At 67.8% G+C, this 18,831-nt stretch carries 23 protein-coding genes; 14 read left to right on the top strand and 9 right to left on the bottom strand.

Annotated features, from left to right (window positions below; genetic code table 11):
• Positions 1–27: 27 nt before the first annotated feature.
• Positions 28–1,032 (bottom strand): zinc-dependent alcohol dehydrogenase family protein, encoded by a 1,005-nt coding sequence (locus MVF76_RS09060; RefSeq protein ID WP_297528491.1) that lies wholly within the window; start codon positions 1,030–1,032, stop codon positions 28–30.
• 90 nt (positions 1,033–1,122) lie between these two features.
• Here MVF76_RS09060 and MVF76_RS09055 point away from each other — a divergent pair, with 90 nt between their 5' ends.
• Positions 1,123–1,590: a YbhB/YbcL family Raf kinase inhibitor-like protein gene (locus tag MVF76_RS09055; RefSeq protein ID WP_297528490.1), complete on the top strand. Its 468-nt coding sequence runs from the start codon at positions 1,123–1,125 to the stop codon at positions 1,588–1,590.
• 245 nt (positions 1,591–1,835) lie between these two features.
• Here the strand turns inward: MVF76_RS09055 and MVF76_RS09050 are convergent, their stop codons facing one another.
• The 3 genes from MVF76_RS09050 to MVF76_RS09040 form a co-directional block, all read right to left on the bottom strand.
• Positions 1,836–2,144 (bottom strand): hypothetical protein, encoded by a 309-nt coding sequence (locus tag MVF76_RS09050; protein WP_297528489.1) that lies wholly within the window; start codon positions 2,142–2,144, stop codon positions 1,836–1,838.
• A gap of 76 nt (positions 2,145–2,220) precedes the next feature.
• A complete protein-coding gene (gene metX / locus MVF76_RS09045; protein ID WP_297528488.1) occupies positions 2,221–3,351 on the bottom strand; it encodes a homoserine O-acetyltransferase MetX in 1,131 nt (376 codons plus the stop codon).
• A gap of 124 nt (positions 3,352–3,475) precedes the next feature.
• Positions 3,476–4,387 (bottom strand): ROK family protein, encoded by a 912-nt coding sequence (locus tag MVF76_RS09040; RefSeq protein ID WP_297528487.1) that lies wholly within the window; start codon positions 4,385–4,387, stop codon positions 3,476–3,478.
• A 340-nt stretch (positions 4,388–4,727) separates the two neighbouring features.
• Here MVF76_RS09040 and MVF76_RS09035 point away from each other — a divergent pair, with 340 nt between their 5' ends.
• Entirely contained in the window at positions 4,728–5,585 is an 858-nt protein-coding gene (locus tag MVF76_RS09035; RefSeq protein WP_297528486.1) for a sulfurtransferase, read from the top strand.
• Between the two features lie 74 nt (positions 5,586–5,659).
• Positions 5,660–6,889, top strand: a complete 1,230-nt coding sequence (ispG, locus tag MVF76_RS09030) for a flavodoxin-dependent (E)-4-hydroxy-3-methylbut-2-enyl-diphosphate synthase (protein WP_297528485.1) — start codon at positions 5,660–5,662, stop codon at positions 6,887–6,889.
• Positions 6,890–6,953: 64 nt separating this feature from the next.
• Here ispG and MVF76_RS09025 read toward each other — a convergent pair whose 3' ends face one another.
• A complete protein-coding gene (locus tag MVF76_RS09025; protein WP_297528484.1) occupies positions 6,954–7,667 on the bottom strand; it encodes an MBL fold metallo-hydrolase in 714 nt (237 codons plus the stop codon).
• A gap of 74 nt (positions 7,668–7,741) precedes the next feature.
• Positions 7,742–8,260: a helix-hairpin-helix domain-containing protein gene (locus tag MVF76_RS09020; protein WP_297528483.1), complete on the bottom strand. Its 519-nt coding sequence runs from the start codon at positions 8,258–8,260 to the stop codon at positions 7,742–7,744.
• 342 nt (positions 8,261–8,602) lie between these two features.
• Between MVF76_RS09020 and MVF76_RS09015 the strand changes: the two genes are divergently transcribed.
• The 7 genes from MVF76_RS09015 to MVF76_RS08985 all read left to right on the top strand — a co-directional run bounded on the left by MVF76_RS09015 (position 8,603) and on the right by MVF76_RS08985 (position 13,322).
• Positions 8,603–9,181, top strand: coding sequence for a DNA-J related domain-containing protein (locus tag MVF76_RS09015; protein WP_297528482.1), 579 nt, complete (start codon positions 8,603–8,605; stop codon positions 9,179–9,181).
• 14 nt (positions 9,182–9,195) lie between these two features.
• On the top strand, positions 9,196–9,789 hold the full coding sequence (locus MVF76_RS09010) for a hypothetical protein (RefSeq protein ID WP_297528481.1): 594 nt from the start codon (positions 9,196–9,198) through the stop codon (positions 9,787–9,789).
• Between the two features lie 94 nt (positions 9,790–9,883).
• Positions 9,884–10,189, top strand: coding sequence for a segregation and condensation protein A (locus MVF76_RS09005; RefSeq protein ID WP_297528480.1), 306 nt, complete (start codon positions 9,884–9,886; stop codon positions 10,187–10,189).
• Between the two features lie 61 nt (positions 10,190–10,250).
• On the top strand, positions 10,251–10,658 hold the full coding sequence (locus MVF76_RS09000; protein WP_297528479.1) for an antitoxin Xre/MbcA/ParS toxin-binding domain-containing protein: 408 nt from the start codon (positions 10,251–10,253) through the stop codon (positions 10,656–10,658).
• Between the two features lie 205 nt (positions 10,659–10,863).
• The gene (locus tag MVF76_RS08995) at positions 10,864–11,718 is read left to right on the top strand and encodes an MBL fold metallo-hydrolase (RefSeq protein WP_297528478.1); all 855 of its coding nucleotides are present in this window, start codon (positions 10,864–10,866) and stop codon (positions 11,716–11,718) included.
• 34 nt (positions 11,719–11,752) lie between these two features.
• The gene (locus MVF76_RS08990; RefSeq protein ID WP_297528477.1) at positions 11,753–12,853 is read left to right on the top strand and encodes a cyclic nucleotide-binding domain-containing protein; all 1,101 of its coding nucleotides are present in this window, start codon (positions 11,753–11,755) and stop codon (positions 12,851–12,853) included.
• Positions 12,854–13,040: 187 nt separating this feature from the next.
• Entirely contained in the window at positions 13,041–13,322 is a 282-nt protein-coding gene (locus MVF76_RS08985) for a DUF2934 domain-containing protein (protein ID WP_297528476.1), read from the top strand.
• Positions 13,323–13,497: 175 nt separating this feature from the next.
• On the opposite strand, the gene MVF76_RS08980 is transcribed toward MVF76_RS08985, so the two are convergent.
• Positions 13,498–15,819: a YgiQ family radical SAM protein gene (locus MVF76_RS08980; protein ID WP_297528475.1), complete on the bottom strand. Its 2,322-nt coding sequence runs from the start codon at positions 15,817–15,819 to the stop codon at positions 13,498–13,500.
• 144 nt (positions 15,820–15,963) lie between these two features.
• Between MVF76_RS08980 and MVF76_RS08975 the strand changes: the two genes are divergently transcribed.
• Together MVF76_RS08975 and MVF76_RS08970 are read left to right on the top strand one after the other, a co-directional pair.
• Positions 15,964–16,170, top strand: a complete 207-nt coding sequence (locus tag MVF76_RS08975; RefSeq protein WP_297528474.1) for a YdcH family protein — start codon at positions 15,964–15,966, stop codon at positions 16,168–16,170.
• Between the two features lie 3 nt (positions 16,171–16,173).
• Positions 16,174–16,467, top strand: coding sequence for a DUF3301 domain-containing protein (locus MVF76_RS08970; RefSeq protein ID WP_297528473.1), 294 nt, complete (start codon positions 16,174–16,176; stop codon positions 16,465–16,467).
• Positions 16,468–16,516: 49 nt separating this feature from the next.
• On the opposite strand, the gene MVF76_RS08965 is transcribed toward MVF76_RS08970, so the two are convergent.
• The gene (locus MVF76_RS08965) at positions 16,517–17,575 is read right to left on the bottom strand and encodes a 2Fe-2S iron-sulfur cluster-binding protein (RefSeq protein ID WP_297528472.1); all 1,059 of its coding nucleotides are present in this window, start codon (positions 17,573–17,575) and stop codon (positions 16,517–16,519) included.
• Positions 17,576–17,582: 7 nt separating this feature from the next.
• On the bottom strand, positions 17,583–17,939 hold the full coding sequence (locus tag MVF76_RS08960) for a hypothetical protein (RefSeq protein WP_297528471.1): 357 nt from the start codon (positions 17,937–17,939) through the stop codon (positions 17,583–17,585).
• 184 nt (positions 17,940–18,123) lie between these two features.
• On the opposite strand from MVF76_RS08960, the gene MVF76_RS08955 reads away from it, so the two are divergent.
• Complete coding sequence (locus tag MVF76_RS08955; RefSeq protein ID WP_297528470.1) at positions 18,124–18,363, top strand: hypothetical protein; 240 nt, start codon at positions 18,124–18,126, stop codon at positions 18,361–18,363.
• A 12-nt stretch (positions 18,364–18,375) separates the two neighbouring features.
• Complete coding sequence (locus MVF76_RS08950; protein WP_297528469.1) at positions 18,376–18,831, top strand: hypothetical protein; 456 nt, start codon at positions 18,376–18,378, stop codon at positions 18,829–18,831.

Genomic DNA, 18,831 nt, shown 5'->3' with positions numbered 1-18,831 from the left:
GCCCGCCTTGTGCGTTCCGCTCCCCGATCAGAGATCGTTCACCAGCAGGATCTTGCCCGTCGCCTGCCCGGACTCCAGCCGGGCATGGGCATCGGCCACCTGCGAGAAACCGAAGCGTTGCGCATCCAGCAGCGGACGCAGCCGACCCGCATCGACCAGCCCGGCGATCTCGCGCAGGATGGCACCGTGCGCCTCGCGGCCCATGCCGGTGAGCATGGGCAGGAGCATGAACACCGTGTGCAGGCTCGCCCCCTTCTGGAACAGCGGCTTGATATCCAGGGTGGACCGGCCGCTGATGGTCACCACCCGACCCTTGATGCGAATGGCGGAAATGGCGTCGGCGAGCACCTGTCCCCCGACGGTATCGAACACCAGGTCGAAGCCGACGCCATCGGTCTGGCGCTCGACCCAGTCCGCCGGGGTGCTGGCGGTGTAATCGAGTGCCGCATCCGCGCCCAGCGCCCGGGCCTGCGCCTGCTTGATGTCGCTGCCGCAGGTGGCGACCACCCGCGCGCCCCGCCACTTGCCGAGCTGGACCGCAACGTGGCCAACGCCGCCGGTGCCACCATGCACCAGGATGTTCTCGCCCGACTGCACCGCACCGCGTTCCACCAGCGCCTCCCAGGCCGTGATCGACACCAGCGGCAACGCGGCGCTCTCGACCAGCGGCAGGCTGCGCGGTGCGGGCGCGACCAGTCTCGCGTCGGCGACCATGTACTGCGCCAGCGCCCCCGGCAGACCGCGCACGCCGCCGGCACAGCCATAAACCTCGTCGCCGGGCGCGAAATCCTCGACACCTTCACCGACCGACGCCACCACGCCCGCGACATCGGCATGCAGCACGGCCGGAAATTCCGGGCCGACCGGCACCTCGCCACGACGGATCTTGGCGTCCACCGGATTGACGCTTGAGGCCGCCACCCGGATCAGAACTTCCCCCGGGCCCGCTTCCGGTCGCGGCAGTTCGGCCCGCTCGAACACCTCCGGCGGTCCGAAGCGCCGGATGATCATGGCTTGCATCGTTGCCGACATGTCTTCTCCCTTGTCCGGTTCCGATCGATCGAACGACAGAAAGTCGTCTAAGCTTAGGACGGACGCCGGACCCGCGCCAAGGAGCACTGCATGCCACTGACCCTGCATTCCCCCGTCTTTGTCCATGGCGGCGAGATCCCCCGCCGCCATACCTGCGACAGCGACGACGTTTCACCGCCCCTGGCCTGGGACGAGGTGCCGGAAGGCACCCGGAGCTTCGTGCTCATCGTCGACGACCCGGACGCGCCCGATCCCGCGGCCCCGCGCATGACCTGGGTGCACTGGATCCTCTACAACCTGCCGCCGGACTGCCGGGCGCTGCCGGAAGGCGTCACCGCCCTGCCCCCGGGAACCCTCGAAGGCCTCAATGACTGGAACAGCACCGGTTATGGCGGCCCCTGCCCGCCCATCGGGCGCCATCGCTACTTCTTCAAGCTGTATGCGCTCGACGCCCTGCTGCCGGATCTGAACGAACCGACCAAGGCGGAACTCGAGCTGGCCATGGCCTCGCGCATCATCGAGGAGGCCGTACTCATGGGCACCTACCAGCGCGGCTGAAACCGATCCCGATCCGGCAACCTGTCAAACCGGCAAACGTGCCCACGGCACCCAGCCCGGCAAAGGGCAGATCCGCCATCTGGCGGATGCCGTCGGCGACGCACTCCAGCACGGGGAATGACTCCGGGAATCAGCCGGCGAACAGCGGGACGATGTTGTCGTGGCGCTGCTTGAGCGCACGTCGATGTTCGAGCAGGCCTTGGCGACGTTGTGTTTGAGACCGACCCCGCTGTTAACCCGGCGCTTCAGTCGTCGTCTCGGGGCTCGGCGTCCCAGCCCAGTTCGCGGGCACGGGCCAGCGCCTCATCGTGGATGCGCCGGTGCCGCTCGCGGAGTTCGTCGGGCAGGCGGCTGACGAGATGGCCGTAGGGCTCCCAGGCGGAGAATACCTGGTCATACAGTGCCTCCAGCCGACTGTACTCCCAACCCTCGCAGGTCTGGGTCTCGGGGAGGATGCCGAACACCCAGGCATCGCGGATCATCTTGCCGATGTCCGTCATGCCGCCGAATTCGTCATTGTGGATTCCGGGATAGACGCGCTTGCTTCTTCTCATGACAGCTCTTGCACATCGATGTCACCATGCACCGAGGTTCCGCCAATCCGGACCTCGGTGGCCCCGCTCGTCTGCGTCACAGGCCGACCAGGCGGTTCACGCGGCCACTGGCGCGCGCCTCGCGCTTGAGAAAGCGGCCGATCGCGTCGCTGAAGCGGGCCTGGTCGCAGAGGAAGGCGTCATGGCCCTGCAGCGAGGGCAGCGCGGCGAATTCGACCCGCAGGCCGGCCTCGCGCATGGCGTCGGCAATCTCCTCCTGCTGGGCGAGCGGAAACAGGAAATCGGTTTCCACACCCACCACCAGGTTGTCGCGCGTGGCCAGGCGCGCCATGGCGGCGTTGAGCGTACCGCCATGCTCGGCCAGATCGAACCAGTCCATGGCGCGAGAAAGATAGAGATAGCAGTTTGCATCAAAGGTGCCGATGAATTTTCGCGCATTGACCTCCAGGTAGGACTCGACCTGGAACTCGATGCCGAACGGTGGCCGTTCCTCCGCGCCCGGCACCCGCTCGCGACCGAAGCGCTGGTTCCACTCGACGGCCGAGCGGTAGGACAGCAGCCCGATCTTGCGCGCCACGCGCATGCCCTCGACCGGTTCGGTCTCGTAATCGCCGTTCATCCAGGCAGGATCGTTGCGGATCACCTCGCGCTGCAGCGAGCGGATGGCCAGCGCCGTGGGCAGGGCGTGGGCGGCCGAGGAGATGGTCACCAGCCGGTCCAGGGCCTCGGGAAACTGGACCGCGAAGGCCAGCGCCGTCATCCCGCCCAGCGAGGCGCCGATCACGGTGTCGACCCGGGGCAGGCCGAGCGCCGCCAGCGCGGCATGCGCGGCGGCGGCGATGTCCTCGATGGTGAGTTCCGGAAAGCGCATGCCGTAGCGGCGGCCGGTGGCGGGATCGATGGAGGCCGGGCCGGTGGAGCCGAAGCAGCTGCCCAGGGAATTGAAACAGATGACGTGATAGCGGTCGGTGTCGATCGGGCGCCCCGGGCCGATCATGAATTCCCACCAGCCGGGCGTCGGATCCGCCTCGCTGGAGGCCGCGTGCGCCGAGGGCGACAGGCCGGTGAACAGCACCACCACGTTGTCGCGCGCCGGGGCCAGCTCGCCCCAGGTCTCGTAGGCCAGCCGCGCGCCCCGCAGCACGCCACCCCGGCGCATCGCGAAGGGATCGGGCAGATCGACGAAACGGCTGGCCCTGGGTGTCATATCTCGGCTCCGGTTGCTCGCGGGGACACTGCCCCATTCCCGATCAAAGCAATCAGGAATTATGAATCACACGGGCCGCCAAGTATACCCGCTGTCACCGGTGGTTGGAGACGCCCGCTGCGGCTCAGCCCGGCCACTCGCCGGGGGCCCACAGCCAGGCCGCCCCGCGCACCCCGCTGGAGTCCCCGTGCCGGGGCGGCACCAGCCGGGTAATGACGCGATCGGAAAAGATCCAGCGTGCCCAGCGCGCGGGCACTCTTTCGTACAGAGCGGTGATGCGACCCAGGCCGCCGCCGAGCACGATCACGTCCGGATCCAGCAGGTTGATGACCTGGGCCAACGCACGGGCCAACCGGTCGGCATAGCGGTCCAGCGCGGCCTCCCCGTTCGCGTCACCCCGCGCCGCGGCCGCAACCATGGCCTCCGGGCTGGCGTAATCCAGCCCCGCCGCCTGCTCGCGCGCCAGCCAGCCGGGACCGGACAGAAAGGTCTCGATGCAGCCCTGCAGCCCGCACCAGCAGCTCGGCCCGGGTGTCTCCCCGGGCCCGGGCCAGGGCAGCGGATTGTGCCCCCACTCGCCGGCGATGCCGTTGGCGCCGCTCAGGATGGTGCCATCGACGGCAATGCCGGCGCCGGTGCCCGTGCCGAGGATGGCGGCGAACACCGTGCCAGCGCCGGCCGCGGCCCCGTCTCGGGCCTCCGACAGCGCCAGACAGTTGGCATCGTTGGCCAGCCGCACCGGACGATCCAGCAGCGCCGCCAGATCCTCGCCCAGCGGACGGCCGTTCAGGCACACCGAATTGCTGTTGCGCAGGCGGCCGGTTCGCGGTGACAGCGAACCCGGCGTGGCCACGCCCACGCTGGCACGCGCACCCAGTTCCGCCTCGGCCTCGGCCACCAGCGCCGCCATCGCCCGCAGGGTGGCCTCGTAGTCGCCCCGGGGCGTGGGCACGCGCCGCCGCCAGCGGATGGCCCCCGAATCCTCGATGGCTGCCAGTTCGATCTTGGTCCCGCCCAGGTCGATGCCGAAGCGCATCCGCCTTTACCCCCGCGCCCGCCCGTTGCAAAATCCGCCCATTGCGCCGCGCAACCCGCGGCCGCCCGCCGCAGGGGAGGCCAGCCCGCACAGGACACCAGGGCGCGCGCGCGAGGGCAGAACGCAAGCTAGCATACAAGGCCGGGGAGGCCATAATGTGCCTGCATTTGGAACGATAGTGTGCCTGTTCGATTTCAGGGCGAATCCGGCTTCACAGCCTGACCGATCCCCCTTGAACCATGGCGATGGCCATGCTGCTGCGGGCGATCGCCCAGCCTGCCTTGCCAGCTTCGCCCTGAGAATCGAATCCCTGGCGCCCCATGCGGGCTAGAACAACCAGATGACCCACTCAACCATCGTTTCCACCGCCACCCTCGCCGAACACCTCGAGGACCCGGACTGGCGCATCATCGACTGTCGCTTCGACCTGCTGCATCCCGAGGCCGGCGAGGAGGCCTGGCAGCAGGGCCACATCCCCGGCGCCCTGCACGCCCATCTGGAACGCGACCTGTCCGGTCCGGTCACGTCGACCAGCGGCCGTCACCCCCTGCCCGATTCCGAAACCCTGGCGCGTACCTTCGGCCTTTGGGGCATAGGTCCCGATACCCAGGTGGTCTGCTACGACGCCCAGGGCGGGGCCACCGCGGCCCGGCTGTGGTGGCTGCTGCGCTGGCTCGGTCACCCGGCAGTGGCGGTACTGGACGGCGGGCTGGAAAAGTGGACCGACGAACACCGGCCGCTGTCGACCGAGCGGCCGCCCGATCCGGCGCCCGTGGTCTTTCACCCACGGCCCGATGAGGCACTGACGGTGGATGCCCGACAACTGTGCGACAGCCTCGACGACGACGGCGTCTGCCTGCTGGACGTGCGCGACGAGGAACGCTTCCTCGGCGAGCGCGAGCCCATCGACCCCGTGGCCGGCCACATACCCGGCGCCCGCAACCTGCCCTGGCGCAAGAATCTCGATGCGTCGGACTGCCTGCTGCCGCCCGAGGTCCTGCGCAAGATGTACGGCCGCATCCTCGGCAGCGACGACGCCTCGCGCTGCATCGTCATGTGCGGTTCGGGCGTCACCGCCTGCCAGACCCTGCTGGCGCTGGAACACGCCGGGCTGGGCGGTGCCCGCCTCTATCCCGGTTCCTGGAGCGAGTGGATCAGTGACCCTGCCCGGCCGGTGGAAATCGGCGCCGGCGACTGACCGGGCTGGTGGTGCGGGCGCCGGGCGCCTGCGATAATGCGGCCGCATTCCCAGGCAACGCCCCAAGAGTTCCCATGAACCAGAGCCCCATCCGGCGCCGCCGCAGCGTGCCCGTTCAGGTCGGCCCCGTCACCGTCGGTGGCGAGGCACCGATCGCGGTGCAGTCCATGACCAACACCGACACCGCCGACGTCCAGGCCACCACGACCCAGGTGGCCGAACTGGCCCGCGCCGGGTCGGAACTGGTGCGCATCACCGTCAACTGCGAGGCCGCGGCGGCAGCCGTACCACACATCCGCGACCGCCTCGACGCCGTGGGCCTGCGCGTACCCCTGATCGGCGACTTCCACTTCAACGGCCACAAGCTGCTGGAACGCCATCCCGCCTGCGCCGAGGCACTGGCCAAGTACCGCATCAACCCGGGCAACGTCGGCCGCGGTCGCAAGCGCGACGAACAGTTCGCCACCATCATCGAGCTGGCCTGCCGCCACGACAAGCCGGTACGGATCGGCGTCAACTGGGGCAGCCTCGACCCGTCGGTGGTGGCGCGGCTGATGGACGAAAACGCCCGGCGCCCCGAACCGCTGGAGGCCGATGCCGTGATGCGCGAGGCGCTCATCACCTCGGCACTGGAGAGCGCGCAGCAGGCCGAGGCACTGGGTCTCGGCCACGACCGCATCATCCTGTCGGTGAAGATGAGCGGGGTTCAGGACCTGATCGCCGTCTACCGCGACCTCGCCGGCCGCTGCGACTACCCGCTGCACCTCGGACTGACCGAGGCCGGCATGGGCATGAAGGGCGTGGTCGCCTCCACGGCGGCCCTGGCCGTGCTGCTGCAGGAAGGCATCGGCGACACCCTGCGCATCTCGCTCACCCCCGAGCCCGGCGGCGATCGCACCGAGGAGGTCCGGGTCGCACAGGAGATCCTGCAGGCCATGGAACTGCGCGCCTTCGCCCCGGCGGTGGTGTCCTGCCCCGGCTGCGGCCGCACCACCAGCACCTATTTCCAGCAGCTCGCACGCGACATCCAGGATTATCTGCGCCGGCAGATGCCCGCCTGGCGGACACGCTATCCCGGCGTGGAAAACATGACCGTGGCGGTGATGGGCTGCGTGGTCAACGGCCCCGGCGAAAGCCGCCACGCCGACATCGGCATCAGCCTCCCCGGCACCGGCGAACGCCCCGTGGCCCCGGTCTACATCGACGGCGAAAAGGACGTCACCCTCAAGGGCGAGCGCATCGCCGAGGACTTCCAGGCCATCGTCGAGGCCTATGTGGCGCGGAGGTTCGGGCGTGAGACGTGAGCGGCGGGCGTTAGGCGAGGAGTGTCCGCAAGCCGTCCGGTTCCCGCGACCCTTTCCTCACGCCTCACGCCTCCACCATCTCCTGCCCCTTCGGCACCGGCCCGTAGGGTTCGTGGCGATGGCGGTCGTGGTAGTGCATCCGGTAGTGGGTGAAGCGCTTCAGGTCATCGAAGTGGAGGAAGGGGTTGCCCTCGATCTGTTCGCGCAGGGTCGATACCTCGGCCACGGAATAGTTGTGACCCGGGTGGATGCAGGTGTCTTCCGGCAGCTTGTGCACCAGGTCATTGAGGGTATGAAACATCTGCTCGGGATCGCCGCCGCGCAGGTCGCAACGACCACAGCCATAGACGAACAGGGTGTCGCCGGTAATCAGATCGTCGCCGACCCGATAGCAGGCCGAGCCCGGCGTGTGCCCCGGTGTGTGCAGCACTTCGATCTCGGTCTCGCCAACGCGGATGCGGTCGCCGCCGTGATGCAGCGTGGGCAGGTCCAGGTGCTGCCCCCAGAACTCGGCCTCGGGCTTCAGCAGGTGGAGCTGGGCATCGGAGGCCGCCAGCACCTCCTCGATGCCGTTGATGTGGTCGTGGTGGCTGTGAGTGAGCAGGATGTCGCTGATACGCACGCCCAGCCGTTCAGCCAGGGCCAGGATCTGCGGCACTTCCCAGGCCGGGTCGACCACTGCGGCGCGCCCGCTGGCGTGGTCCTGGATCAGGTAGATGAAGTTTTCCATGGGCCCCAGTTCGAGGGCATGGATGCTGTAGGGTCGCTCGGCGTTCATGGTGACGCTCCCTTGATGCGGGAAAATCACCTTTGCACGTCGCAGGCGACGATGCAATCCGCCGCGCGACGGGTTCAGCCCTGGTCGAGGTGGGCGCGCAGGCGCCGCACGGTGGCCGGGCCGACGCCGCGGATGGCCAGCAGTTCGGCATCGCTGGCACGGCGCAGGTCGTCGAGCGACCGCACCCCGGCGGCATACAGGGACCGCGCGATGCGCACATTGACCCCGGCACGCCGGACCTCGGTCAGGAAGGCGGTACCGGCCAGTCGGGGCCGAGGCGGGACGGCTCGGGCCGGCCGGGAGGGCGGGGTCGGTCGCGCCGCCTGTTCGGCAGCCGCCAGCAGTCGCCCAGCGGGCCAGGGAAGCAGGAGCGCGGCGAACAGATGGGCGGTCGCCGCCGGCCCGCCGAGCCAGGCGGACAGCAACTGGAACACCGCCAACAGCAGCAGAAGCAGCCCGCCCGTGGCCAGCACCAACGCCCAGCGCAGCTCAATGCGCGCCGGCAGCCGGCCCCGCACGGCGGCCGCCAGCCGCGCCGCGGCCCGGTCGAACAGGGTGGCGTCGCGATACAGTGAAAAGGTCGATCCGGCCATGAATTCACCTCTCTCGCCCGCATGTTGCATCAAGGGCTGCGGATGATGGCGGATCTGCAGCCGGGCTCGGGGAGGGCTGGCGCTCAAGCCATAGCCGTCGCTACGGCTTGAGTGAAGCGCCCCCGAGGGCGGGCGAAAATCCGCCAGGGCCGCAGCAGGAAGCGGGCGGACACAAACCGGGGTCTGGACCATGGGGGCAGGAATCCGGTTTATTGCCCGCCAGCCCAACAAATGACCCGCCGCCCGCTTCCGCCTTGGTGCAATATGCGTGCTAGGTCTTTATCGGCTATGCTGGTGCCCAGTTGAACGCCACGCCGTGACCCGCATCACACCTCCGATCATATGACTGCCCGCCTGCTGCCCGACATTTTGTACCGCATCCTCAAGGCCCATCCCGCCGGGCTCAGCGAACATGCGCTGATCGTGGCGTTGCGCGAGCATCCCGACTGCGATCTCGAGATCCCGTCGCTGCAGGACCCCGAGGTTCTGTTCCGGATCCATTTCCTGCTGTTCAACGCCCTTTACCGCTTGCAGGAGCGCCTGCACGCAGCCGGCCGCGGGCGGTTGCGCATCTCTGCGTTGCAGATCCAGCTGCTGCCCTGGCGGGAGCAGACGGGCAAAGGCATCGGCGACACCGATCCGCTGCGCGACTATTACCTGGATATGGGCAACCTCGAACGCACCGGCCGGGCCGAGGTGGAACGCCTGCTGGACAGTTTCTGGCGCCGGTTCGCCCGCTTCGACCAGCGCGGCGACGCCCTCAAGGTACTGGGCCTGCCGGCGGATGCCGACGAGGCGGCCATCCGCCACCGCTACCGCAAGCTGGCCATGGAACACCACCCGGACCGCGGGGGCGACACGCGCCGGCTGCAGGAGATCAATGCCGCGGCCGATTGCCTGCTCTCCCGCCGCGGGCGCTGAGGTTCACGACCGCCATGCGCACGCCCAAGCTGCTGCTGTATCCCACTGATATAACGCCGATTCCGGATCTGGAGGCGCGACTCCGCTCGGCACTGAGCGAGCTCGGCCTGCTGGGCGCACCCTTCGAGCTGGACGGCCGCCGTCACTTCGAGGCCGGCGACCGCTTCCTGGAGCTGGTGAGCCTGGTCGGCTGTTCGCCGGCCCTGGAGCTGGCCCCGCCGGACGATCCGGGCGCCCGCGCGGAGGCGGCACGTCTGGGCCGCTTCTGTCATCTGCATCTCGGCCCCCTGTTTCCGATACCGGTATGGCGCGCGGGCAGCCGGGCGCGGCCGCGCTGCCCGCACTGCCGTGCCAGCGCACCGGCCGCCCAGGTCCTGAACGCGGGCGGTCGCTGCCGGGCCTGTGGCGGGCAATCGGCCCCGGAGACCTGGCGCTGGCGTCACCAGGGCGCCCGCGCCCGCCTCTTCCTGGAAATCTGGGGCATCCATGAAAGCGAGGCCGCCCCCACCCCGGGATTGACACAACCGATTGAATCTATTACAGACACCCCTTGGTCCTATTGCTTCGTGGACGAAGCCGCCCAGGCCGCCGAGGCGACCAGCGGGTGAAACGGACGGGCCAACATGGCATAATATCCGACCGTTTCGATCAAGAACCACGCCGGGCAACGGCCTCCGGCGGTTCCATGAGGTAGTCAACAGCATGTCCGAACAGCCGGAACTCACCAAGGAAGAGCGCATCCTGCGCATGATGAAGCGCACCCTGACCAGCGTGGCCAAGGATACCCATGCCAAGCCGGGCTTTCGCCACCCCCTCACCGAGGAAACCGTCAACCTGATCCGCAACTGCCTCTCGCTGATCGCCTCGCGCGAGCAGGAGCTGGCCGAGGAACACGGCCGGCCCATGAACATGCGCCCGCGGTTCATCGACGAACCGCGCAGCGAGGTGGTGGTCAAGCTGGACGTGAACAGCCTGCGCGGCGGCAAGGACGGCAAGCCGGAACACTGAGCGCCGGCGAACAACGAATTTGAAATACCGGCCGCGGCGCGGCCGGCACAGGAGCAGAACCATGCTGGAAAATCTTACCGACGAAGAACGCAAGGCCCTGACCCGGGCGGTCATCAACATCCTCGACCGCTGGGGCATGGACAACAGCGACCAGGTCCGCATCCTGGCGCTGCCCGAGGGCACCCCGGCGCGGCGCATCAACCGTTACCGCGACATGGGCGAGGCCCTGCCCGACAACCCGGCCACCATGGAACGCATCGAGCAGCTGCTCGGCATCGCCGATGCCCTGCGCACCATGTTCCCGCACAATCCGCAGATGGGGTTGCACTGGCTGCGCAAGCGCAACAAGCACCTGCGCCGCCGCACGCCCGCCGAGTGCATGGTGGAGGACGGCATGTCCGGCCTGATCCGGGTGCGCACTCACCTCGACTGCACTTACGCCTGGGACATGTCCGGCTCGCACGCCTGACCCGGCCGCGAACCGGTCCGGCGAAACCCCGCCCCGGCGGGGTTTTTTGTTGTCCGTGACCAGGCTTCGCTGCGGAATTCCCGCCGCGAACCGTGTCAGAATACCTTGATATTCACTCTCAAGCGCCCGCGTCCGCGGCCGCTAACACCCTTGCTCGCGACACCAGCCGAAGCCCCCATCGAACAAGCCGACAGGAAGCCCCGCAATGCAGGTTGAAGCCTTCTTCGACGACGGACGCACCTTCACCATGACCTACGTGGTCCATGACGAGCACACCGGCGATGCGGTGGTCATCGACCCCGTGCTCGATCTCGACACCGTGCCCTGGCGCACCTTCACCGAGTCGGTCGAGCGGGTCGAGGCCTTCATCCGCGAGCACAAGCTCAAGGTGCACTGGATCCTGGACACCCATGTGCATGCCGATCACCTCAGCGGCGCCAGCGAACTCAAGTCGCGCCTGGGCGCGCAGTTCTGCATCGGCGAGAACATCCGCGTGGTGCAGGAAATCTTCGCCGGGATATTCAACTTCAAGAATTTTCCCGCCGACGGCAGCCAGTTCGACCGGTTGCTGGCCGACGGCGACCGGCTCGAGGCCGGCAGCTTCACCGTGGAGGTGATGCACACGCCCGGCCATACGCCTGCCTGCCTGACCTACCGCATCGGCGACATGCTGTTCACCGGCGACGTCCTGTTCGTCCCGGACATCGGCGTGGCCCGCTGCGACTTCCCCCGCGGCAGCGCCCGGGACCTTTACCGTTCCGTGACCCGGCGCCTGTATACCCTGCCCGACGACACCCGGGTGTTCGTCGGCCACGACTACCCCAGCGGTCGTGACCTGCAGTACATGACCACCATCGGCGAATCGAAACAGCGCAATGTCGATCTGCCCGCCGACATCGACGAGGAGACCTTCGTCGCCCGCATCACCGAGCGCGACAAGGGCCTCTCGGCACCGCGCCTGCTGTTTCCCAGCCTGCAGGTGAACATCAACGCCGGCCACCTGCCGGACCCCGAGGACAATCAGGTTGCCTACCTGAAGATCCCGCTGAACTATCTGTGACGAATGCCCTGACCACCCAGTGGAGGACCCGACCATGATGAGCGCCAAGATGGATCACATCCTGGACCGCCTGTCCAGGCACTACCAGCCCTTCAACCTGCTGTCCGAGGAACGCATCAGGGAGGTGGTCAATATCGTCCGCTTCGTGGAAATGCGCGCCGGCGAGATCTTCCAGATCGCCGGCGGCAAGGACCAGGACTACCTGTTCGTGGTCGAGGGCCGGCTCGAGGTCATCTATTCCGGCGCCATCAAGACCATCGCCGGCCCCGAGGACACCCGCAAGCGGCCCGTGCTGCTGCCGCCCGCACCGCAGAGCAGCACCCTGGTGGCCCGCGAGGACGCCATCATCTGCCACGCGGACCGCGAGCTGCTGGACAACCTCATCTCCTGGGACGAAGTGGTGCACATGATGGAGGACACCAACGACGAGGTGGCCGAACTGCTGGAGCGGGTGCGCAACTCGCTGGTGTTCCGGCGCCTGCCGCTGGAAACGGTCGAGGCCGCGTTCCATCGCATGCGGACCCGCGAGGTCAAGGCAGGCGAATACGTCATCCAGCAGGGTGAACAGGGCGACGCTTACTACATCATTACCCGCGGCCGCGCCGAGGTATACCAGCGTGGCCTGTACGATGACGAACTGCACAAGATTGCCGAGATCGGCGAAGGCGATGCCTTCGGCTGCGAGGCCCTGATCTCGGGCAGCACCCGCAGCGAGTCGGTGAAGATGCTCGAGGACGGCGAGGTGCTGGTGCTGGACAAGGGCGCCTTCGAGGAGCTGATCAGCAACCCGCTGATCAAGACCGTCCACCCCAGCGTCGCCAAGACCATGCTCGAAACCGGCTACGAGATGATCGACGTGCGCTACCCGGAGGAGTTCGACGACCACCACATCCCGGGCGCGACCCTGATCCCGCTGTTCGAGCTGCGCAATCGGATGGAGGAACTGGACCGGAACAAGAAGTACATCGTCTACTGCCATGGCGGCGCCCGCAGCGCCGTGGCCACCCTGATCCTGGCCCAGAACCAGTTCGACGTACTCTCGCTGGAAGGCGGCATCCGCGACTGGCCGTTCGAGACCACCAGCATCTACGAAAAACAGATCGTTACCAGGGACGACGAAGAAGCCGCCGCCTGAACCGCCTGTATCCCCCTGATCTATCGACGGGTCCTTCGGGGCCCGTTCTGCTTGTCCTTCCGGTCTTGTGGCGAGATCCCCTTGCAGCCCGAAAATGGCCGACTACACTCAGGCGGGAAGGCCCCGGACGCAGCCGCAACGGCATAGAGGGCAGACAGGGATTCACCGTCACACAGGGGAAGCAGGCATGACCACCAGCAGCAAGCGCACGCGCCAGACCACTGCGGAGAAGACCACCACCGCCCGCCGAACCCCGCGCAAGACGCGCACCATCAAGCCCGCCGACATTCCTGGCGACAGCGAGGCAATCACCCCGGAAACCCGACGTCAGATGATCGCCCTGGCCGCCTATTTCCGCGCGGAGCAACGCGGTTTCGCCCCCGGCGATCCGGTCGCCGACTGGCTCGATGCCGAACGCGAAATCGACGAACGCCTCGGCCTGCGCAAGGACAGCAGCGGCAAGAACTGACGCGCCGGGTTCATGGCGCCCGCAGTCCATTGCGAATAATAGCCACGGCATCCACTGGATCCACGGAACCTGTCGGTCACTCTGCCGGTTTCCTTCCAAGTGTGTTGAATGATCGTTTCCGTGGATACGGTGGGTTCCGTGGCCATCGATCGGGGGCCAGGGCCAGTCGGCCGACTCAGCGTCGCCGGGAACGGCGCCCCGGCTTGGCCCGTGTGCCCCGCCCGCCGGGGGGCTTGGGTGTCCGCGGCAATCCTGTGTGCTGGGTGCGGAAGGGCCGCGCCGCCGATGCATTGGCTCCACGCCCGCCCTTCCGCACCCAGCACACAGGATTGCCGCGGACACCCAAGCCCCCCGGCTTGGCCCGTGTGCCCCGCCCGCCGGGGGGCTTGGGTGTCCGCGGCAATCCTGTGTGCTGGGTGCGGAAGGGCCGCGCCGCCGATGCATTGGCTCCACGCCCGCCCTTCCGCGCCACGCGCTCGCCGCGCGGCTGCCAGGCCGGCACCAGGTGCCGCTTGCCGTTGCCGATCAGGTCCGCCCGCCCCATGCGCTTGAGCGCTTCCCTCAGCAGCGGCCAGTTGTCCGGGTCGTGGTAACGCAGGAAGGCCTTGTGCAGGCGGCGGGTCTTCAGTCCCTTCGGTACGGTCACCCGTTCACCGTCGCGCCGCACCCGCTTCAGCGGATTGCGGCCGGAATGGTACATGGCCGTGGCCGTGGCCATGGGCGAGGGCAGGAAGGTCTGCACCTGGTCGGCACGGAAGCCGTTGCGCTTCAGCCACAGCGCCAGCGCCAGCATGTCCTCGTCGGTGGTACCGGGGTGGGCGGCAATGAAGTAGGGAATCAGGTACTGTTCCTTGCCGGCCGCCCGCGAATAGCGCTCGAACAGGCGCTTGAATCGGTCATAGGTGCCGATTCCCGGTTTCATCATCTTCGACAGCGGCCCCGGCTCGGTGTGTTCGGGCGCGATCTTGAGATAGCCGCCGACATGATGGGTAACCAGCTCGCGCACGTATTCCGGTGACTCCACCGCCAGGTCGTAGCGCAGGCCGGAGGCGATCAGGATCTTCTTCACCCCGGGCAGCTCGCGCGCGCGGCGGTAGAGACTGATCAGCGGCGCATGGTCGGTATTCAGATTGCTGCAGATCTTCGGATAGACACAGGACGGCCGCCGGCACAGGGCCTCGATCTCCGGATCGCGGCAGGCCAGCCGGTACATATTGGCCGTGGGGCCACCAAGGTCGGAGATGACGCCGGTGAAACCCGGCACCCGGTCGCGGATGGTCTCGATCTCGCGAATGATGGAATCCTCGGAACGGCTCTGGATGATGCGCCCCTCGTGCTCGGTGATGGAACAGAAGGTACAGCCGCCGAAACAGCCGCGCATGATGTTCACCGAAAAACGGATCATCTCGTAGGCTGGAATGCGCGCATCGCCATAGGCCGGATGCGGCACCCGCTGGTAGGGCAGTTCGAACACCCGGTCCAGCTCCTCGGTGCGCAGCGGCAGTGCGGGCGGATTGAGCCAGAGCTCGCGATCGCCATGGCGCTGCACCAGCGCCCGCGCATTGCCCGGGTTGGTTTCCAGGTGCAGCACCCGCGAGGCATGGGCATAGGCCACGGGATCGTCGCGTACCGTCTCGTAGGCCGGCAGCCGCACCACTACCGGCCCCTCCGTATCGCGCGGCCGGAACCGCAGCGGCACACCGGTCTCGCCACCGGCGGCCGGCGCCTCGGACTGCACCGGCGTGGCGGCATAGGGGTCGGGATGCGGTTGCACCGGCCCCGGCAGGTCGACCCGACTGGAATCGATCTCGGTCCAACCCGCCGGCGGACGCTTGCACACGAAGCCGGTGCCACGGATGTCGCGCAGCTCCCGCACCGATTCCCCCGCCGCCAACCGATGCGCGATCTCCAGGATCTGGCGCTCGCCATTGCCGTACACCAGCAGGTCCGCGCGGCTGTCGAAGAGGATGGAGCGGCGCACCTTGTCGGCCCAGTAGTCGTAGTGGGCGATGCGACGCAGGCTGGCCTCGATGCCACCAATCACGATGGGCACATCGCGGAAGGCCTGGCGCACGCGCTGGGCATAGACGATCACCGAGCGATCGGGCCGCCGGCCGCCGGCCCCGCCGGGGCTGTAGGCATCGTCGGAGCGGATCTTGCGGTCGGCAGTATAGCGGTTGACCATCGAATCCATGTTGCCGGCAGTGATGCCGAAGAACAGGGTGGGCGCACCCAGGCGCTCGAAGTCGCGGGTGTCTCGCCAGTCGGGCTGGGCGATGATGCCGACCCGGAAGCCCTGTGCCTCGAGTACCCGGCCGATGACCGCCATGCCGAAGCTGGGGTGATCGACGTACGCATCGCCGGTGACCAGGATGATGTCGCAGGCATCCCAGCCCAGATCGTCCATCTCCTCTCGCGACATGGGCAGGAAGGGCGCCGTACCGAAACGCCGCGCCCAGTAGGGCCGATGGGAAAAGAGGTCGGGGGGCGGATTCATGGGGATGCTTGAGATCGATCCGCGGGGAGCGGAGAATGAAACGGCGAGGCCGGGACCTGGACCCATTATAGCAGTGCACCGCCCCATTGCCTCGCGCTTTCCCACACAGCATTCGGGGTTATCCCCGCCGCAGGGTATTCAGGTATGGACGAAGCCGAGGCTGCCAGCATCCGCAGACGCATCGAGGAACTGACCCTCGAACACCGCGACCTGGACCACGCCATCACCCGCCTGTCGCACGATCCGCACATGGACCAGCTCGCCCTGTCGCGGATGAAGAAACGCAAGCTGCTGCTCAAGGACATGATCGAGCGCCTGGAGAGCAGCCTGATCCCCGACATCGACGCCTGAGCCGTGCCCTCCCCCCTGCTCGCCCTGCTCGGCGTCGCCGGCCTGGTCTGGTTCTGGCTGGATGGTCTGCGCGCACGGGAAATCGCGCTCGGCGCCGCCACCCGCAGCTGCGAGGCCCAAGGGTTGCAGCTGCTCGACCAGTCGGTGAGCCTCGCCCGTTTGCGGCTGCGGCGCGACGCCGGCGGCCGGGTGCGGCTGGCACGCACCTACCGCTTCGAGTTCAGTACCGATGGCATCATCCGCCAGCAAGGGTTCGTGCTGTTGCTGGGGCATGCAGTGGAGTCGGTGGGCATGTAGCCCTAACCCGCATATTGCACCAGGTCGGAAGTGGGGGCCGGGTACGGTGTTACCCCGGGAAGCGCTCGAACTCGTCCACGAACAGCCGGTCCTCGCGCAACCCGTGCGCCCCGAGCAGGGCGCGGGCGGCCGTTATCACCGACGCCGGCCCGTTGGCATAGATGTCGAAGGGGCCGACATCGGGAAAGTCCTGCGTCATGCGCCAGGCGCCGTGCAGCACGGCGCGCGCGGCGGAATCGAGCTGTGCCGGCAGGCCCGGCACCGTCTCCGGCGGCAGCCAGTCGGTCCGCCCCCCGTCGCCGGCCACGGGGATGAAATGGAAATCATCGAGCGCGTCCTGCCAAGCACGGCAGTAGTTTTCCATGTAATGGTCGCACGCGTCGCGGGCCACCCAGTACAGCCGCATCGGCTGCGGCAGCTCAAGGGAGATGGCGTGCTCGATCAGACTCTTGATCGGCGCGAAGCCGGTCTCGAAGGCCAGAAACATGATCGGCCGGCGCGAATCCTCGTCCAGCACGAAGTCGCCCCAGGGCCCTTCCAGCTCGACCTTCTGCCGTGCCTTCAGCTGCGTGTGCACATACTCGGAAAAGGCATCGCCCGGCACGCGCCTGACATGGAACTGCAGCAGCATGCCGTTGCAGGGGCAACTGGCGATGGACTTGTTGCGCGGCGGCACACCCGGCAGCCGCAGGGTGACATGCTGGCCGGCAAGAAACCGCAGGGTCCGCGAACGCGGCGTGCGCAACTGCACTTCGAGCACGTCGTCGCAAAGAGGGGTGAGCCTGGCCACGGTCGCGGTCAGCCGCTGGCGGGGGATGTCCGCCGCGCTGCGCGCCTCGCCGGCCTCGATCACCAGATCCGAGGCAGCCGTGGCCCGGCACATGAGAAAGGCGCCGCGGAACCGCTCCGCCCCGGGGATGACGAAGTCGTGATGGCCGACCGGGCCCAGCTCGCCTTCCACCAGCCGCGCCAGGCATTCACCACAACTCCCGCTGTTGCAGCTATAGCGGATATTCAGGCCGGCGCGCAGCGCGGCATCCAGCAGCACCTCGCCGGGCTCGACCTCGAAACTGTGCCCGGAAGGCAGCAGGGTGACGCGATGGCTCATGCCCGGCTCACATCAGCCGGTACGGCGTCTCGTCGCCCAGGTTGAGCAGCTTGCGCAACACCGCCAGCCCGTCCTCGGTGAAACGGTGCAGGTCGCGCCAGCCGTCTTCCTGGCCCAGCAGCTCGGCCCCGTCACGCATCACCAGGCGCATGCCATAGGCGCCCCCGCTACGCTGCTCGGCCGGCAGGCGCTCGCAAGTGAGATAGACGCCGGGCTCGGGATCGCCCTCCCGTACCACGGCCATGATGTAGCGATAGTCCTGCGCATCGCCGCTCTCGACCTCGCCGAGCACCACCACTTGGAACTCGCCAAGCTGGTAGCGATGCTTCGGAACGGCGGTGCGTATGTCAGGCTTGTTGACCATGTCTCGGGATTCCTCCGGCGCGAGTGTCAACCTCCATTGTAGCGCGGGCACGCATCGCCGGGTGACACCGAAAACCCCGCTGCCGCTGCGGTTGCATGGGGCGAACGGTCCCGAACTGCTAGAATGGTGCGCCCGCGGACTCCTGTCCGCACGTCGTCACACGTTGAAGAGGATCGACAGGACCATGCCCTATTTCGTCTATCACATCACCTCGGACCCGACCGGCCTGGTCAAGAACCTCGACTACCAGACCGAGTTCGACAGCTTCCAGGACGCCAAGAAGTTCGCCCGCGCACGCCGCGCCGAGCTGGGCCGCGATACCGGGATCACGGTCAAGATCATGTTCGCCGGCAGCCGGCTGGAAGCCGAGGAGCGGCTGATGGAAAAGCGCGAGAAGCCCATCGTCATGGAATGGGAGAAATAGGCCGGCGCTGTCATGGAAGAGGACGAGTACCGCGCCACCTACAAGACGGTCAACGCGCGCCGCTGCATCTATGAAAAGGCGCTCAATGCCCGGCAGGTCGGCTGTTCCTGCATGCGGCGCTTCTACCTCGCTGACCGTGAGGGTGTAGGCTGCCAGTCCGACGAGGCCCTGGCCCGCTGCACGGCCTTTCTCGAACGCACCCGCAACAGCGCCCGCTTCGCCCTGCAGATGCCCAGCATCGGCGGCCCCCTGCCGCACAACAAGGAAATCCGCGTGCAGGCCGGCGGCCTGCTCGGACTGCAGGCCCTGCTCGACCCGGAACGGGAAGGCGCCGCCACCGTGGACGATGCCTTCGACCTGCTCAATCGCGCCGAGGCGCGCTTCGGCGACATCGACCGGATTCCCTACCATGAGGTCGTGAAGCAGGTGACGCGCTTCCGCGGCCGCGAGCGCCGCTCCCGGCGCTGA

The sequence above is a fragment of the Thiohalobacter sp. genome (assembly GCF_027000115.1).
Classification (GTDB): domain Bacteria; phylum Pseudomonadota; class Gammaproteobacteria; order Thiohalobacterales; family Thiohalobacteraceae; genus JALTON01.
Note: the sequence above shows the minus strand (reverse complement) of the source record. Positions and strands in the feature narration are given on the sequence as shown.

Bases quoted from the DNA above. Each gene is read 5' to 3' on its own strand.
- MVF76_RS09060 (WP_297528491.1), bottom strand. From the start codon at position 1,032: ATGTCGGCAACGATGCAAGCCATGATCATCCGGCGCTTCGGACCGCCG.
- MVF76_RS09055 (WP_297528490.1), top strand. From the start codon at position 1,123: ATGCCACTGACCCTGCATTCCCCCGTCTTTGTCCATGGCGGCGAGATC.
- MVF76_RS09050 (WP_297528489.1), bottom strand. From the start codon at position 2,144: ATGAGAAGAAGCAAGCGCGTCTATCCCGGAATCCACAATGACGAATTC.
- metX (WP_297528488.1), bottom strand. From the start codon at position 3,351: ATGACACCCAGGGCCAGCCGTTTCGTCGATCTGCCCGATCCCTTCGCG.
- MVF76_RS09040 (WP_297528487.1), bottom strand. From the start codon at position 4,387: ATGCGCTTCGGCATCGACCTGGGCGGGACCAAGATCGAACTGGCAGCC.
- MVF76_RS09035 (WP_297528486.1), top strand. From the start codon at position 4,728: ATGACCCACTCAACCATCGTTTCCACCGCCACCCTCGCCGAACACCTC.
- ispG (WP_297528485.1), top strand. From the start codon at position 5,660: ATGAACCAGAGCCCCATCCGGCGCCGCCGCAGCGTGCCCGTTCAGGTC.
- MVF76_RS09025 (WP_297528484.1), bottom strand. From the start codon at position 7,667: ATGAACGCCGAGCGACCCTACAGCATCCATGCCCTCGAACTGGGGCCC.
- MVF76_RS09020 (WP_297528483.1), bottom strand. From the start codon at position 8,260: ATGGCCGGATCGACCTTTTCACTGTATCGCGACGCCACCCTGTTCGAC.
- MVF76_RS09015 (WP_297528482.1), top strand. From the start codon at position 8,603: ATGACTGCCCGCCTGCTGCCCGACATTTTGTACCGCATCCTCAAGGCC.
- MVF76_RS09010 (WP_297528481.1), top strand. From the start codon at position 9,196: ATGCGCACGCCCAAGCTGCTGCTGTATCCCACTGATATAACGCCGATT.
- MVF76_RS09005 (WP_297528480.1), top strand. From the start codon at position 9,884: ATGTCCGAACAGCCGGAACTCACCAAGGAAGAGCGCATCCTGCGCATG.
- MVF76_RS09000 (WP_297528479.1), top strand. From the start codon at position 10,251: ATGCTGGAAAATCTTACCGACGAAGAACGCAAGGCCCTGACCCGGGCG.
- MVF76_RS08995 (WP_297528478.1), top strand. From the start codon at position 10,864: ATGCAGGTTGAAGCCTTCTTCGACGACGGACGCACCTTCACCATGACC.
- MVF76_RS08990 (WP_297528477.1), top strand. From the start codon at position 11,753: ATGATGAGCGCCAAGATGGATCACATCCTGGACCGCCTGTCCAGGCAC.
- MVF76_RS08985 (WP_297528476.1), top strand. From the start codon at position 13,041: ATGACCACCAGCAGCAAGCGCACGCGCCAGACCACTGCGGAGAAGACC.
- MVF76_RS08980 (WP_297528475.1), bottom strand. From the start codon at position 15,819: ATGAATCCGCCCCCCGACCTCTTTTCCCATCGGCCCTACTGGGCGCGG.
- MVF76_RS08975 (WP_297528474.1), top strand. From the start codon at position 15,964: ATGGACGAAGCCGAGGCTGCCAGCATCCGCAGACGCATCGAGGAACTG.
- MVF76_RS08965 (WP_297528472.1), bottom strand. From the start codon at position 17,575: ATGAGCCATCGCGTCACCCTGCTGCCTTCCGGGCACAGTTTCGAGGTC.
- MVF76_RS08960 (WP_297528471.1), bottom strand. From the start codon at position 17,939: ATGGTCAACAAGCCTGACATACGCACCGCCGTTCCGAAGCATCGCTAC.
- MVF76_RS08955 (WP_297528470.1), top strand. From the start codon at position 18,124: ATGCCCTATTTCGTCTATCACATCACCTCGGACCCGACCGGCCTGGTC.
- MVF76_RS08950 (WP_297528469.1), top strand. From the start codon at position 18,376: ATGGAAGAGGACGAGTACCGCGCCACCTACAAGACGGTCAACGCGCGC.